The following is a 14208-nucleotide window of genomic DNA, read 5'->3' on the forward strand; positions in this document are numbered from 1 at the left end:
GCGGCACAGGAACGATGGGGAAATTCATTCCACCAAAAACTCGCGGCCCCGTCCGCTGCCACAAAGACTGCTGCGCCGGAGCCGCGCGCTTACAACGGCAAACCGTTTCGAACGCGGTACTGGTTACGCACCGGAGTGGCGTACTGCACCACCAGCCAAGGCCGGTGTTCGGCCGGGCAGGCGGTCAGCCGCCGGTCCCATTCCGCCTGTGCCCTGGCCAGCTCCTCGGCGCCGAACAGTTCGTTGGCGGCCGGCACCGCCAGCTCGGGCTCGCGCCCTTCCCACATGGCGTAGGCCAGGTAGTGCACCGGGAACAGCCGGTAGTTGCCGAGGATGCACTTGTCGATTTCCTGCGCCAGCTGCTTGGCGTCGTCACTGGCGCCGCGCACCGGAGCGGCGAAGGCAATGTGCACGCGCCCCTTGTAGCCGGTGATGCCCTTAGCGATGCTGCGGTCGTCCTCGCCCGGCGCCTTGGTGTAGCTGCCGGTGGTGGCGCGGGTATGCAGCTCGCGCGCCTTGTCCAGGTCGCAGGGGTCGTATTCGTAGCTGATCGACACCGGCACCAGCGACAGCTCGTCGATCACCTGGCCGAATGCCTCGTCCTTGCGGCTCATGTGGAACATCTTGAGGATCGCCGAGTCGGTGCGATCGTCACCGTCCTTGGCCCGCCCCTCGGCCTGGGCGATCCAGATCGATTCGTCATCCTGGAGGATCGACTGGTTGATGTAGGCCGACAGCAACTGGAAGGCCGCCAGCTTCTCGCGCCGTCCGGTCAGCGAGCGGTGCACGATGAAGCTCTTGTTCAGGCGCATCAGGTCGCTGACGAAAGGCCGCTGCAGCAGGTTGTCGCCGATCGCGATGCGCGGTGTGCGGTGGCCGGCGTGGTACAGCGCGTAGTTGACGAAGGCCGGGTCCATGACGATGTCACGGTGGTTGGCCAGGTACAGGTGGCGGCGACCCTTGTGCAGATGCTCCAGGCCGGAATAGCTGATGCCATCGGTGGCCCGCTCGATGGTGCGATCCACATAGGGCTCGATGCGGGCCTGCAGCTTGGCCACGCTGTCGATGCCCTGCACTTCGCGGCGCAGGCGGCGCGCCACCAGCGGGCGCAGCGCCCAGCCAAACAGCCCGGCCAGTTTCGGCAGGCGGAAGCGGGTCAGGGTATCGAGGAATTCGGTGTCGTTGCACAGGCGCGCCAGCACAGCGGAAACCTCGCTGTCGGCGTAAGGGCGGATGGCGTCGAAGGTGCCCATCATGGTCTCGTTCGGGAGGAGAAAAACATGCAGCACCCAAAGGGGCGCGGAAAATAGATCGCCAAGTATACTCGCAAGTCACATCCAACCCGCTGTCAGGCGTTTTGTCGCGAGGATACCTCCCCATGCAGTGCATTCACCGCCCCTGGGATCTGCTGGAAGCGAACCTGCTGCGCGACATGCTGGCCAGCGAGGGCATCGCCGCCTACCTGCAAGGTGAGCACCTGATGGGCGCCGTCGGCGAACTGCCCGCCGGCGGGCTGCTCGCGCTACTGGTCGAGGATGAACACACCGAACGCGCCCGGGAGCTGATCGCTGCCTACACGGCTGCCGAACCGCTGCCCGCCGAGGAGCCTCTTGGCGGTCCCGGCGAACTGCTCTGCTGATGTAAGGCTGATTGATCCATGAGTGGCCGTCTTGCCCTGTTCCGCTGGCCCGCCTCGCTCGCCGCGCTGCCCGGCTTCCCCGCGCTGCAACCCCACTGGAATCTTTCCCCTGGCGCGTCGCTGTTGCTGTTGCGCGCAGATGACGAGACCCAGCGCGCCGACCTGGCGCGCTGGGGACTGACCCCGGCCTGGCTGACCGATCTGTCCCGTACACCCGCCCATGCCCGCGCCGAGACCCTGGCCGAACAGCCGATGTTCCGCGAGGCGTTTCGCCTGCGGCGTGGCCTGGTGCCGGTGAACGGCTTCTACGAGTGGCGAGGCGTGCGCAAACGGCCCTACTGGGTCGGGGCCGAGGGCGGCCTGCTGTATTGCGCGGCTCTGTGGGAGGTCTATCCGGCCGGGGATCGCGAGTACCTGAGTCTGGCGCTGGTGACTCGCCCGGCAGCCGATCTGCGTCGGCCACTGCTGCTGGATGCCGAGGGCCAGCGCGACTGGCTGGCGGCCGAGACTACGGCAGCCCGGCTGACGGCGCTGCTGCAGGCGCCCGTACCGCCTCTGCGCGAGCGGGCACTGGCGGGGCTGGTCAACGACCCGAACCTGGATGGCCCGGAGTGCCTGACCCCGGCCTGACCCACCTGCGGGAGCGAATTCATTCGCGAACGTTTGGCATCGCGAACGAGTTGGATAAAAACGGAACCACCCCACACGGGGGAAGCGAAACACGGGATGGCTCCGGGAAAAGGTGCCTGTCTGGCGTGGCGGCAAGAGTACGGAACCGCCCTTGATCGGAAAAATCGCCCGTTTCAATGCCTTCCATAGTCAACCCCTATTTTTGAAGCGCATCACAAAACAGGCATAATCCGCGCCACTTTTTACCCTCCCTTGTCCGCATCCACCAATGACCCTGCGCAAGCGCCTGTCCTGGCTGTTCCTTCTCTTGTTGCTTCTGGTGCTGCTGGCGGTCAATGTTCTCGGCGAGCGCCTGCTGCTGCCCTACCTTGATCAACAGGATCAGCTACGCCTGCACCAGGCCTCCGGGCAGGTCCAGCACGCGCTGGAACAACAGGGGCGCTATCTGCTCAGCCGCCTGGACGGCTACGCCGTGCGGCTTGCCTCGGCGACTGAAGACGTACCGGCCGCGCCGGCCGAGCTGGACTTCATCCTGCGTCTCGATGACGGCGAGCCCGCGCTCAGCCTGTTTTCCCGACTGGACATGGATCTCGCGCAGCTTGCCCTCGATGCGCCCCTGGCCGCAGCCGAGCCGCCGACCATCAGCCTGGCCTGGTGGCAGGAACAGCCGCTGATCCTGCTCGGCCTCCCGCTGCCGAACGGACAGGGCCGGCTGCTCGCCGGCCAGCGGCTCGACCCGGTGCGACTGCTCGACGAACTGCACATCGCGCCCGGGGCCGAGTTGCAACTGCTGCCGCCGGACAACGAAACCCTGGCCAGCGGAACATCGCCGGCGTCTTCGCCTGTCCCGGCGATTCTGGCGCGAGGCACCGGCGTGGAAAGCACCGCGGCACAGCTGCACACCGAGCTGCACCTGCATACCCCGCAAGCGCAGGACGGCCTGCGCCTGCGGCTGAGCCTGCCTCGCCAGGCCTACCTGCAAGGCATGCAGGAACTGGCTTGCTTCATCGACTGGATACTGCTTCTCTGTGCGGGCGCCCTGCTGCTGGCCGGGCTGTGCGTGGAGTTCTGCCTGCTGCGCCGCATCCGCTTCATGCACCGGGAGATCGCCAGCATCGGCCTGAACGCCCATGCGTCGCGCCTGACGCGCCTCGGGCAGGACGAGCTGGGCCAACTGGGGCATGCCCTGAACCGCATGCTCGACCGCCTGGACAGCAGCGAGTCCCGCGACCAGGCGATCCTCGATTCCATCGACGACGGCTACTTCGAGATCGACGCCGGAAGCCGCGTCCTCACGGTCAGCCGCGGCCTGGAACGGCAGCTGGGCTGCACCGCCGAGGAGCTGCGAGGCCGCAACCTGGCGGAAATCATCGGCGTCGATGAACTGCAGCGGCTACGCCAGCAGTTCCGACAGACCATCGGCGGCAGGGTCGCGCCACGCTTCGTCGTGCCGATCCGCCGCCGTAACGGTGCTATCGGCTATTTCGAGACCCGCATCTCGCTGATCCGCGACGCCAGCGGCCGCTACTGCGGCCTGCGCGGCATCCTGCATGACATCGGCGACCAGGTCGCCTTCCAGGAGCAGCTCTATGACCTGGCCCATCGCGACCCGCTGACCGGCCTGGGCAACCGCATGGCCTTCACCGAGCAGCTCCACTATTGCTGCGACGAGGCACACGGAACGGGACGCTCGCTGGCCCTGCTGTATCTGGACCTGGACCGCTTCAAGGAAGTCAACGACCGCTACGGCCATGCCACTGGCGACGCCCTGCTGGTCGCCATCGCCGAGCGCATGCGCACCGCCGTGCGCCAGCCCGATCTGCTCTACCGATTGGGCGGCGACGAATTCACCCTGCTCGTGCCGGACGCCGATGCGGACAAGGCCGTGCTCATTGCCCAACGCCTGCATGCTGCGCTGGCCCAGCCCTACAGCCTGTCCGGCCAGCGTATCGACTTCGTACTGCCCAGCATCGGCATCGCCCTCTATCCCAGGCACGCCAGCAGCCCGGACGCACTGATCAATGCCGCCGACGAGGCCATGTACCAGGCCAAGCTGGACGGCCTGGGCCACTGCGTCAGCCAGGCCACTCCCACTGAACAGGCCGCACTGCACGAACTGTAGGAGCGACTTCAGTCGCGAGCTTCTGGGGGGAACCGCACAAAGCAACGCGGCTAAAGCCGCTCCTACAAAAGTGCGCGCTGCAATGCCTGGCACACCTTCTGGTAAAGTCGCGCGCCACCCCTTGCAGGAGATTCCCATGCCACCCGTCCTGAGCGGCCCACAGTATCTGCGCCAAGGATTGAGCCTGGTGCTCAGCCCGGGATTGCGTCTGTTCGTCCTGTTGCCCCTGCTGATCAACCTGGTCCTGTTCGCCGTGCTGATCGGCCTGGCCGTGCAGCAGTTCGGCCAGTGGGTCGACTATTTCATGCCCAGCCTGCCCGACTGGCTGGCCTTTCTCGAATACCTGCTCTGGCCGCTGTTCGTGGCGCTGGTGCTGCTGATCGTATTCTTCACCTTTACCCTGCTGGCCAACCTGATCGCCGCACCCTTCAATGGCTTCCTCGCCGAGAAGGTCGAAGTGGTGGTTCGCGGCCAGGACCCCTTCCCGGCCTTCAGCTGGGGCGAGCTGGCGGCCATGGTGCCGCGCACCCTGGGCCGCGAGCTGCGCAAGCTGGCCTACTTCCTGCCACGCGTCCTGGCGCTGCTGATCCTCTCGCTGATCCCCGGCCTCAACGTGCTGGCTGCGCCGCTGTGGCTGCTGTTCGGCATCTGGATGATGGCGGTGCAGTACATCGACTACCCGGCCGATAACAACAAGCTGGGGTGGAACGAGATGCTCGACTGGCTACGCGCCCGCCGCTGGCAGAGCCTGGGCTTTGGCGGTATCACCTACGCGGCGCTACTGGTGCCCGGCCTGAACATCCTGATGATGCCCGCCGCCGTGGCCGGCGCCACGGTGTTCTGGGTGCGCGAAGGCGGCCGGGGCTAAGCAGGCTCACGGACGAATCCGCTCCGAGGAAAGCGACGCGCTACCCCCGTGGGAGCGAATTGATTCGCGAGCTGTGGCGCGGCGCTGGGTGGCCAAAGCATCTGCCTCCACCTGTATGATGCGGCGCCCGGCTCCGTCCGCTACACGTGCTCCAGGGCCTGGCGCAGCGCCGGGTAGAGACGCCGGAACTCCGCCTCGAACGCAGCCAGCGCCTCGGCAGAATCCTCCCCCGCCTGCAGCACCGTTTCCAGCCGGCCGCTCTGCGCCTGCAATTCCACGGCGCCCAGGGTGGCCGCCAGGGATTTGAAGCGGTGCATCAAATCGGCGGCTTCCGCCCTCTGCCCTGCGGCCAGCCGCTCGACCAACTGCTCGGGGAACCGCGCGTTCTCGTCCAGGAAGCGCCGCAGCAGGCGCAGGTACAGGGGCTGATTGTCGAGCATGCGCTCCAGGGCCGCAGCCTGGTCGAGTCCGTGGATGTCCGGGAGCGGCAAGCTCCGCATTGCCTCCGGCACCGGGGCGGGTGCGGCCGGCAGCCAGCGCTCCAGCACCCCCGCCAGCTGATCCAAAGCCACCGGCTTGGCCAGGAAGTCGTTCATGCCCACCGCGCGGCAGGCCTGCCGGTCGCTGTCCCGGGTGCTGCCGGTCATGGCGATCACCGGCAGCTCAGGCCAGCTCTGGCGCAGGCGGCGGGTCGCTTCCAGGCCGTCCAGCACCGGCATCTGCAGATCCATGCAGACCAGGGCGATGTCCGCCTCGGCCCGCAGGCAGTCCAGCGCCTGCTGGCCATCGGCAGCCATGCGGACTTGCAGGCCGAGCAGCTGCAACAGCTCGGCGGACACCTCGCGCATCAGCGGATCGTCATCGACCAGCAGCACCGTGTGACCGGCAAAGCGCCGCTGTGCCGTATCTCCGGCGGCCGCGGCAGTTTCTTCGGCAGGTGCGGTGGACATCCGGCTCAGCTCCAGCTCGAGAAAGAACAGGCTGCCTTCCCCCGGCGCGCTATGGACGCCCAGCGTGCCGCCCATCAGGCTGGCCAGCCGGGCGGAGATCGCCAAACCCAGCCCGGTGCCCGACGAGCGTTCGGCATGGCCCGGCAGCTGGCTGAACGGCTTGAACAGCAGCCCCAGGTGCTCGTTGGCGATTCCCACGCCGCTGTCCTCGACCTCGAAGCGCAGCCGCACGCGCTCCGCCCCCCCTTCCAGCAGTCGCATGCGGAAGTCGATGCGCCCGTGGCTGGTGAACTTGACGGCATTACTGGCCAGATTGATGAGGATCTGCGAGACGCGCAGCGGGTCACCGTGCAGGCTGGACGGGACCTGTGCATCCAGCTCCACGCCGACCGTCAGGCCCTTTTCGCGGGCGCCTTCGCTGACCATGTCCACCACGTTCCACACCAGCTCGGTCGGGCTGAAAGGCACCTGGGCAATCGGCAGCCGGCCGGCATCCAGCCGGCTGAAGTCGAGCACGTCGTTGACGATCTCCAGCAGGTGTTCGGCGGCCTTGCGCAGCTTATCCAGGTAGCTGTCCAGCCGGGCGTCGCGGGAACTGCGCCGGGCCAGATGGGAGAGACCGATCAGCGCGCTGAGCGGCGAGCGAATCTCGTGACTGAGATGGGCCATGAACTCGGCCTGCAGTTCGGCCTGGCGCTCGGCGTTCTCCTTGGCTTCGAGCAGCTCGCGGGTGCGCGCGTCCACCTGGTGCTCCAGGTCCGCGGTCAGCGCGCGCAGCGCGTTGGCGGTGTTGCGCAGATCGCTTTCATCAATCAGCAGGCTGCCCAGCGCGGTGATGCGCTGACTGCCATCGAAAACCGGGAAGAAAATCTGTCGGTACGCCTGGGGGCCATGCTCGGCGCTGGCCGGCAGTTCGATGCCCATCTCCTGGCGCTCGCCGCTGGCCAGTACCTCGCGCAATCCCTGCCAGGCGCGCCGACTGATCGGCGACAGCGTGGCCGGGGGTTCCGCGCGCTCCAGCGGTAGATGCGCCTGCAACACCAGCCCACCCTGTTCGTGTGGGCGATTGTCCAGCAACAGCCGGCCACGACGGTCGCGGATGCGCAGACGAATCGGCAGCTGGCGCAACAACTGCTGGTAAAGGGTCTCGCGCGCCTGGCGCCGGCGCCGGTGCCACAGGTGGGTGAACAGGAAGGTCAGCACCACCAACGGCAGGCTCGCCAGCAGCGGGTGGGTCTCCGGGCGTAGCAGACACCAGAAAACGACGACAACCGCCAGGACCAGGACGATGAAAAGCGCCAGGGCAAGCCGAGGGTTCTGCACGATGGAAGTCCTTCAGCGACGCCGCGTCGTCAGCCACCCCACCCGGTGATGGCTTTTTGACGAGACTGTAAATGGTGCCCATGCAGCAAAGTCTGTTCCAGCTGCTCAGCTCCGGAACCAGTCTTCCAGTGACGCCTTGCCGGCATGCGCGGCATGCCAGTCCAGCAGCGCCTCGCCGGGCATCGGGCGGGCGAACAGGTAGCCCTGCGCGGCGCTGCAGCCCAGGCCGCAGAGCAGCCGCACCTCGTCGATGGTCTCCACGCCCTCGGCGATGCTCGGCAATCGCAGGCGCACACTCATGTCGATGGCCGATTGCAGGATGGCCAGGCTGCGCCGGTTACGGTGCGCGCTGGTGACGAAGGCTCGGTCGATCTTCAGTTCGGTGAACGGTAACCGGGTCAGCTGTTGCAGGGTCGAGAAGCCGGTGCCGTAGTCATCGATGGACAGCCCGAAGCCGGCCAGACGCAGGCGGCCTACCGAAGCCAGGGTGGCGGCGGTGTCGTGCATCAGCGCGCTTTCGGTGACTTCCAGAATCAATTGCTCGGCGCGCGCGCCGCTGGCCTGAACGCGGGCGATCAGTTCATTGGCGAAGTTGCGGTTGGCCAGCATGCTGATATCGATGTTCACCGCCATGCTCGGCGTCCAGCCCTGCTGCTGCAGGCGCGCCGCGTCGGCCAACACCTGTTCGACGAGTTGGAACGTCAGCTCCGGCAACAGGCCGCTTTCCGTGGCCAGGGCGATGAAATCACCCGGGTAGAGCATGCCCTGGCGTGGATCCTGCCAGCGGGCCAGCACCTCGTAACCCAGCAGCTGGCCACTCTTGAGGTCGATCTTCGGCTGGTAGTAGGGCCGCATATGGCCCTGGCGCAAGGCCTCGCGCAGGCTCGGAACGGTGACGCTGACGGTCGGCCTGACGGCCTCCTCGACCGGCGGGCTCGCCAGGTTCGGCAGGTGCTGCAGCAGCCCGTGCAGATCCTTGCCGGACAGCGGCTTGGGCAGATTGCCCAGCAGGGGCAGGCGCAGGGTACGGATCATGTCGAGCACGGTGGCCACCAAGGCCTCCTCGCAGCCGCTGGAGAGCACGACCGGCGGACACAGGTCCTCCTCATGCAGTTGCAGCAGCAGCTCGATGCCGTCCATTTCCGGCATTTCCAGGTCGAGGATCAGCAGCGGCAGCGGCAGTTGCTGTTCGGCCAGACGGCGCAGCAGCGTCAGCGCCTCCCGGCCGCTGGCGGCCTGGGCAATCAGCGACAGGCCGAGGGTCTCGAGCAGCTCGGCGGCGCATTCGCGTTGCAGGGCGCTGTCGTCCACCAGCAGGACCCGGGTCTGGCGCACGGACAGGGGAAGTTCGGCAAGCTGCATCAGGGTGTATCCAGGCAGATTCAACGCCCAAAGCGGGCAATCAGTTCGGGGATGTCATCGAGGGCGCAGACGCGGCTGACCCCGCCGTGACGAATGGCCTCCTTGGGCATGCCGAAGACCACGCAGCTCTGTTCGTCCTGGGCCAGGGTCGTGGCCCCGGCCTCGTGCATTTCCTTGAGACCGCGGGCGCCGTCGTCGCCCATGCCAGTCATGATCACGCCCAGCGCGTTGCGTCCGGCCGTGCGGGCCACCGAGCGGAACAGCACGTCCACCGAGGGCTTGTGGCGCGACACCTGGGGGCCGTCCAGCACCTCCACCGCGTATTGCGCGCCGTTGCGCTTGAGCTGCAGGTGCAGGCCACCCGGGGCGATCAGCGCTTGCCCGCTGAGCACCCGGTCGTTGTTGCGCGCCTCGCGCACCTCGATCTCGCACAGGGCATTGAGGCGCTGGGCGAACAGCCGGGTGAAGTTGGCCGGCATGTGCTGGACGATCACCAGCCCCGGGCAGGTGACCGGCAGGCGGGTGAGCACCCGTTCCAGCGCCTGGGTGCCGCCGGTCGAGGTGCCGATCGCCACCACGCTGTCGGTGGTGCGCTGCAGCGGTCGCGCTGGCGCGACCACCGCCTGTGGGCGACCGGAAACCGGCCGGCGCGGCGCCAGGCGCACCTGGGCGGCGTCGCGGATCATCTGCAGGAAGTCCCGCTGGTGGGCGGCGATGAACTCGCTCATGCCACCGGCCGGCTTGGTCATGATGCCCACCGCCCCGGCATCCAGGGCATCCAGGGCCGTGCTCGAACCCTGCTCGGCCAGCGAGGAGAACACGATGGTGGCGATCGGCGCCTCGCCCATCAGCTGGCGCAGGAAGGTCAGCCCATCCATGCGCGGCATCTCGATGTCGAGGATCAGCACGTGCGGCCGCTCGCTGCGCATCTTCTGCTGCGCGAACAGCGGATCGGGCGCCGTGGCGATCACCTGGATGTCCGGCTGCCCGGAGAGCATTTCCTTGAGCAGCGAGCGCACCACCGCCGAATCATCGACGATCATCACCTTGATCATCAGGCGACTCCGCGCAGGTCGGCACGCACCGCGGCCAGCGAGGCCGGCAGCCGGTAGACGGACGGACGCACCAGTTGCACGGGGCTCTGCACGCCCTGCAGCGATTCGGAATGGCCGATGATCAGCCAGCCGCCGGGGCGCAACTGACGTAGCACCTGCTGGATCACCTGATGGCGAGTGGCGCCGTTGAAATAGATCAGTACGTTGCGCAAGAAGATGATGTCAAATTGCCCTAAATCGGCGGCGGAATCTAACAGATTGTGCTGGCAGAAGCGCACCTTCTCGCGCAACTCGCGGCGAATAAGCAACTGGCCTTCATAGTCACCGGTGCCGCGCAGGCAGAACCGCTTGAGGTATTCCTGCGGCAGCAGCTCCAGGCGCTGCAGCGGGTACAGGCCCTGACTCGCACGCTCCAGCACCCGGGTCGACAGGTCGCTGGCCAGCAGCGACCAGCCACCGTCGCCCAGCTTGTCCTGCAGCAGCATCGCCAGACTGTAGGGTTCCTCGCCGGTGGATGCCGCCGCGCACCAGACCCGCACCGGGCGCTGGCGCAGGGTCGGCAGGATCTGCGCGGCCAGGTAGCGGAAATGCTCCGGCTCGCGGAAGAAGTAGGTCTCGTTGGTGGTCAGGAGGTCGACCATGCACTGCCGCTCGAGCGCCTGCTCCGGCTGCTGGAGCAGCGCGACGTAGGCGTCGAAGTCCGGCAGGCCGAGTGCCTTGAGGCGGCAGTACAAGCGGCCAGCCACCAGTTGGCGCTTGCTCTCCGGCAGGTCGATACCGCTGCCACGGTGGAACGCCTCGCGAATGTGCCGGAAAGCGCTCGTGCTGAGTCCGTAGACACCCGACATGCCGCCCCCGTCAGTTCACTGCGCTTTCGCGCGCCTGCTCGCCGCGCGCCTGCTGCTGGATATCCACCAGGCGCGCCAGCTCGTCACCGGACAGGACCTTGTCCATATCCAGGGCGAGTACGAACTGATCGCCCTGGCGGATCATGCCGGCGACGAAATCGGCGCGAATGCCACCGCCCAGGCTGGGGCGCATCTCCAGGTCGGCGGTGTCCACCTCCAGCACCTCGGTCACCCCGTCGACGATCACACCGAGCAGTTGCGGACCCTCGGCGCCGGCGACCTCGACGATGACGATGCAGGTGCGCTCGGCGAGCGCGGTGCGACCGCGCTCGAAACGCACCGACAGGTCGATCACCGGCACCACCGCGCCACGCAGGTTGATCACCCCGCGCAGGAACGCGGGGGTCAGGGGAATGGCGGTCATCGGCGGGCATTCGATGATTTCGCGAATGCAGGCGATGCGACAGCCGAAGGTTTCCTCGCCCAGGGTAAACATCAGGTACTGCCCGGCCTGCAGGGCCGTGCCGACGTTGCGCTCGTTACTCATGGGCCAGTTCCTCAGAATGCGGTGAAAGCCGATTCATCGATGTGTCCGCCATTGCGCTTGAAACCGCTGCGCCGCACCGCAGTGGCCTGTACCGGCGCCGCCGCGCCGGTTTCGCCAGCCTGCAAGCGGAAGAAAGTCATCATCTGCTGCAGCTGGGTGGCCTGGGCGCTCATCTCTTCCGAGGTGGCGGACAGCTCCTCGGACGCGGCGGCGTTGGTCTGGGTGGTTTGCGAGAGTTGGCCGATAGCGGCGGTGATCTGCTCCAGCCCGGCACTCTGCTCACGGGAAGCTGCGGTGATTTCCTTGACCAGGTCAGCGGTCTGGCCGATGGCCGGCACCATCTGGTCGAGCACCTGGCCGGCGTTGGCCGCCAGCTGCACGCTGGAGGAGGCCAATTCACCTATTTCCTGGGCGGCCACCTGGCTGCGCTCGGCCAGCTTGCGCACTTCGGCGGCGACCACCGCGAAGCCCTTGCCGTGGTCACCGGCGCGGGCCGCCTCGATGGCAGCGTTGAGCGCCAGCAGGTTGGTCTGGTAAGCGATGGCGTCGATGATCTTCACCTTCTCGGCGATGTCCTTCATCGCATTGACGGTTTCCTTCACGGTGCGACCGCCTTCGCGGGCCTCATTGGCCGACTTGGTGGCCATGTTGTCGGTGACCTGGGCGTTCTCGGCGTTCTGCGCCACAGTGGCGGCAATCTGCTCGATGGCGGCGCTGGTCTCCTCGACGCTGGCGGCCTGCTCGGTGGAGTTCTGGCTCAGCGTGGTGGAGGCGGCGGACACCTGCTCGGAGGCGGAGGCCAGCGCGTCGGCCGAGGAACGCACCTCGCCGATCACCTGGGTGAGGCGCTCGACCATGGACTTCATGGAGGCCAGCAGGCTGTTGTCGTTGCTGATCTGCACCTCGACGGTCAGGTCGCCGGCGGCGACCTTCTGGGCGATCGCGGTGGCGTAGTCCGGTTCGCCGCCCAGCTGGCGGGTGACATGGCGGGACAGCAGCAGGCCCATGACGATGGCCAGCAGCACGGCGACGGCGATGGCGATAACCAGCAACCAGAAGGTCTGCGCAGCAGTGGCCTGTGCGTCCTTGTTGGCCTGCTCGGCCGCATTAGCACTGTAGTCAGCCAGTTCATCGACGGCCGCGTTCAGCGCAAAGGAGGCCGTGCGCACCGGACCCATGGCCTGGCGGAGCAGGCGTTCATCATCCTCGTCACGGGCGTAGACGAAAGCTTCCTGGCTGGCGGTCAGATACTCGCCATAGAGCTTCTGGGTCCGCTCGAACAGCTCACGCTCCTGGCCGGACATCTCGGTGGCGGCAAATACCCCCACGTGCGCCTCCGCCTGCTTTTGGAAACCTTCCAGGCGCTGGATCATATCCAGCGTCTCCCGCTGGTTCAGCAGCGGCAGCATCAGTACGCCGCGCGCATGGGTCAGCATCTGCGCATTGGCCTTGCCCAGCGCGTCGATGGCTACCAGGCGGTTATCGTACATATCCTGGTTGATGTCGATCATCTGCTGCAGACGCAGCACGGCCAGAACGCCGACGGCGAGGGTCAGCAGCGCGCCGACGCAGAAGGCGATCACCAGCTTCTGCATGAGTTTGAGGTTGAGATACCACTGCATGAGGTGTGCTCCAGGTAAGGCTAACCAGAATTAGGCGTGCTCCACGCGACGCGGCGTGGCCAGCAAGGAATTGATGTCGAGAATCAGCGCCACGCGGCCGTCGCCCAGGATGGTCGAGCCACCCAGGCCCGGCACGTTGCGCAGCATGGGGTTGAGCGGCTTGATCACCGCCTGCAATTCGCCGGCGAAGCGGTCGACGACGATGCCGGTGCGTTGCTGGCCGTGCTGGACCACCACCAGGCACTCGCGGGCCGCGGGGTCGCGGGGCAGCTCGAACAGTTCGGCCAGGCGCAGGTAGCTGAGCGGCGTGCCGCGCAGGCTCATCACCTGGTTGGCGCTGGCGTTCTTCGGCAGCTCCAGGCACTCGACCACCTGCTCCAGGGGAATGACGAAGCGGGCTTCGCCGACGACCACCTGGAAACCGTCGATGATCGACAGGGTCAGCGGCAGGCGGATGCGGAAGCAGGTGCCCTGCCCCATCGTCGACTGGATCTCGATGGAGCCGCGCAGCGCCTCGATGCTGCGGCGCACCACATCCATGCCCACGCCGCGTCCGGACAGGTCGGTGACCTGTTCGGCGGTGGAGAAGCCGGCTTCGAAGATCAGCGCGAAGATGCCCTGTTCGTCGAGCAGCGTCTCGGCGCCGATCAGGCCGCGCTCGATGGCCCGCGCGCGGATCTTCGCGGCGTTCAGGCCACGGCCGTCATCGCTGATCTCGAGCACCACCGAGCCGGACTCGTGGTAGGCGTTGAGCAGCAGGCGACCACGGGCCGGCTTGCCGGCGGCGCGGCGCGCCTCGACCGGCTCGATGCCGTGGTCCAGGGCATTGCGCACGATGTGCAGCAGCGGGTCGGCGAGCTTGTCGAGCATGGTCTTGTCCAGCTCGGTCTCGGCGCCACGGATCTGCAGTTCGACCTCCTTGCCGAGGTCGCGCGCCACGTCGCGCACCACGCGCGGGAAGCGCTGGAACACTTCGTTGATCGGCGCCATGCGCAGCTTCAGCGCGCGATCGCGCAGTTGTTCGATGAAGCCGTCCACTTCCTCGACGAAGGTTTCCACCGTCTCGCGGGCGGACGTGAGGCTGAGGGTGCGGCAGCGCGCCGAGCGGGTCACTAGCTCGCCCACCGCGTCGATCAGCTGGTCGAGCTTGCGGGCATCGACCTTGATCATGCTCTGCTCGTCGCGCCGCGCAGCGCGCTCCCCGGAGGCGGCCGGCGCCGCGGGGGAGCTTGCCGGGGCGGC

The 14208-nt window shown here is 67.1% G+C and carries 12 protein-coding genes; 4 read left to right on the top strand and 8 right to left on the bottom strand.

The window, feature by feature from the left end; all coding sequences use genetic code 11:
- Positions 1-89 precede the first annotated feature (89 nt).
- On the bottom strand, positions 90-1253 hold the full coding sequence (locus tag AS93_RS0107585) for a 1-acyl-sn-glycerol-3-phosphate acyltransferase (protein WP_027590061.1): 1164 nt from the start codon (positions 1251-1253) through the stop codon (positions 90-92).
- Between the two features lie 125 nt (positions 1254-1378).
- Between AS93_RS0107585 and AS93_RS0107590 the strand changes: the two genes are divergently transcribed.
- From AS93_RS0107590 to cysZ, 4 genes are all read left to right on the top strand, one after another.
- Positions 1379-1639 carry a DUF2007 domain-containing protein gene (locus tag AS93_RS0107590; protein WP_027590062.1) on the top strand — a complete coding sequence of 87 codons (261 nt, stop codon included), beginning with the start codon at positions 1379-1381 and terminating at the stop codon, positions 1637-1639.
- A gap of 18 nt (positions 1640-1657) precedes the next feature.
- Positions 1658-2269 carry an SOS response-associated peptidase gene (locus AS93_RS0107595; protein WP_027590063.1) on the top strand — a complete coding sequence of 204 codons (612 nt, stop codon included), beginning with the start codon at positions 1658-1660 and terminating at the stop codon, positions 2267-2269.
- Positions 2270-2537: 268 nt separating this feature from the next.
- The gene (locus tag AS93_RS18895; RefSeq protein WP_051587382.1) at positions 2538-4391 is read left to right on the top strand and encodes a sensor domain-containing diguanylate cyclase; all 1854 of its coding nucleotides are present in this window, start codon (positions 2538-2540) and stop codon (positions 4389-4391) included.
- 136 nt (positions 4392-4527) lie between these two features.
- Positions 4528-5259: a sulfate transporter CysZ gene (gene cysZ / locus AS93_RS0107605; RefSeq protein WP_175610507.1), complete on the top strand. Its 732-nt coding sequence runs from the start codon at positions 4528-4530 to the stop codon at positions 5257-5259.
- Positions 5260-5399: 140 nt separating this feature from the next.
- Here the strand turns inward: cysZ and AS93_RS18900 are convergent, their stop codons facing one another.
- From AS93_RS18900 to AS93_RS18915, 7 genes are all read right to left on the bottom strand, one after another.
- Positions 5400-7532 carry a response regulator gene (locus tag AS93_RS18900; protein ID WP_027590065.1) on the bottom strand — a complete coding sequence of 711 codons (2133 nt, stop codon included), beginning with the start codon at positions 7530-7532 and terminating at the stop codon, positions 5400-5402.
- Positions 7533-7637: 105 nt separating this feature from the next.
- On the bottom strand, positions 7638-8894 hold the full coding sequence (locus tag AS93_RS18905) for an EAL domain-containing response regulator (protein ID WP_051587383.1): 1257 nt from the start codon (positions 8892-8894) through the stop codon (positions 7638-7640).
- A gap of 20 nt (positions 8895-8914) precedes the next feature.
- Complete coding sequence (locus AS93_RS0107620; protein WP_037008704.1) at positions 8915-9949, bottom strand: chemotaxis response regulator protein-glutamate methylesterase; 1035 nt, start codon at positions 9947-9949, stop codon at positions 8915-8917.
- Positions 9949-10797, bottom strand: coding sequence for a protein-glutamate O-methyltransferase CheR (locus AS93_RS18910; RefSeq protein WP_051587384.1), 849 nt, complete (start codon positions 10795-10797; stop codon positions 9949-9951). Before AS93_RS18910 ends, AS93_RS0107620 begins: the two co-directional genes overlap by 1 nt.
- A 10-nt stretch (positions 10798-10807) precedes the next feature.
- Positions 10808-11344, bottom strand: a complete 537-nt coding sequence (locus AS93_RS0107630; protein ID WP_027590067.1) for a chemotaxis protein CheW — start codon at positions 11342-11344, stop codon at positions 10808-10810.
- 11 nt (positions 11345-11355) lie between these two features.
- A complete protein-coding gene (locus AS93_RS0107635; RefSeq protein WP_027590068.1) occupies positions 11356-12966 on the bottom strand; it encodes a methyl-accepting chemotaxis protein in 1611 nt (536 codons plus the stop codon).
- Between the two features lie 30 nt (positions 12967-12996).
- Positions 12997-14208: chemotaxis protein CheA (locus tag AS93_RS18915; RefSeq protein WP_343203269.1), on the bottom strand; the 1212-nt coding region annotated here is incomplete at its 5' end.

Source organism: Pseudomonas sp. RL (genome assembly GCF_000647775.1).
GTDB classification, from domain to species: Bacteria; Pseudomonadota; Gammaproteobacteria; order Pseudomonadales; family Pseudomonadaceae; genus Serpens; species Serpens flexibilis.

Bases quoted from the DNA above. Each gene is read 5' to 3' on its own strand.
- AS93_RS0107595 (WP_027590063.1), top strand. From the start codon at position 1,658: ATGAGTGGCCGTCTTGCCCTGTTCCGCTGGCCCGCCTCGCTCGCCGCG.
- AS93_RS0107635 (WP_027590068.1), bottom strand. From the start codon at position 12,966: ATGCAGTGGTATCTCAACCTCAAACTCATGCAGAAGCTGGTGATCGCC.
- cysZ (WP_175610507.1), top strand. From the start codon at position 4,528: ATGCCACCCGTCCTGAGCGGCCCACAGTATCTGCGCCAAGGATTGAGC.
- AS93_RS18905 (WP_051587383.1), bottom strand. From the start codon at position 8,894: ATGCAGCTTGCCGAACTTCCCCTGTCCGTGCGCCAGACCCGGGTCCTG.
- AS93_RS0107630 (WP_027590067.1), bottom strand. From the start codon at position 11,344: ATGAGTAACGAGCGCAACGTCGGCACGGCCCTGCAGGCCGGGCAGTAC.
- AS93_RS18910 (WP_051587384.1), bottom strand. From the start codon at position 10,797: ATGTCGGGTGTCTACGGACTCAGCACGAGCGCTTTCCGGCACATTCGC.
- AS93_RS0107590 (WP_027590062.1), top strand. From the start codon at position 1,379: ATGCAGTGCATTCACCGCCCCTGGGATCTGCTGGAAGCGAACCTGCTG.
- AS93_RS0107620 (WP_037008704.1), bottom strand. From the start codon at position 9,949: ATGATCAAGGTGATGATCGTCGATGATTCGGCGGTGGTGCGCTCGCTG.
- AS93_RS18895 (WP_051587382.1), top strand. From the start codon at position 2,538: ATGACCCTGCGCAAGCGCCTGTCCTGGCTGTTCCTTCTCTTGTTGCTT.
- AS93_RS0107585 (WP_027590061.1), bottom strand. From the start codon at position 1,253: ATGGGCACCTTCGACGCCATCCGCCCTTACGCCGACAGCGAGGTTTCC.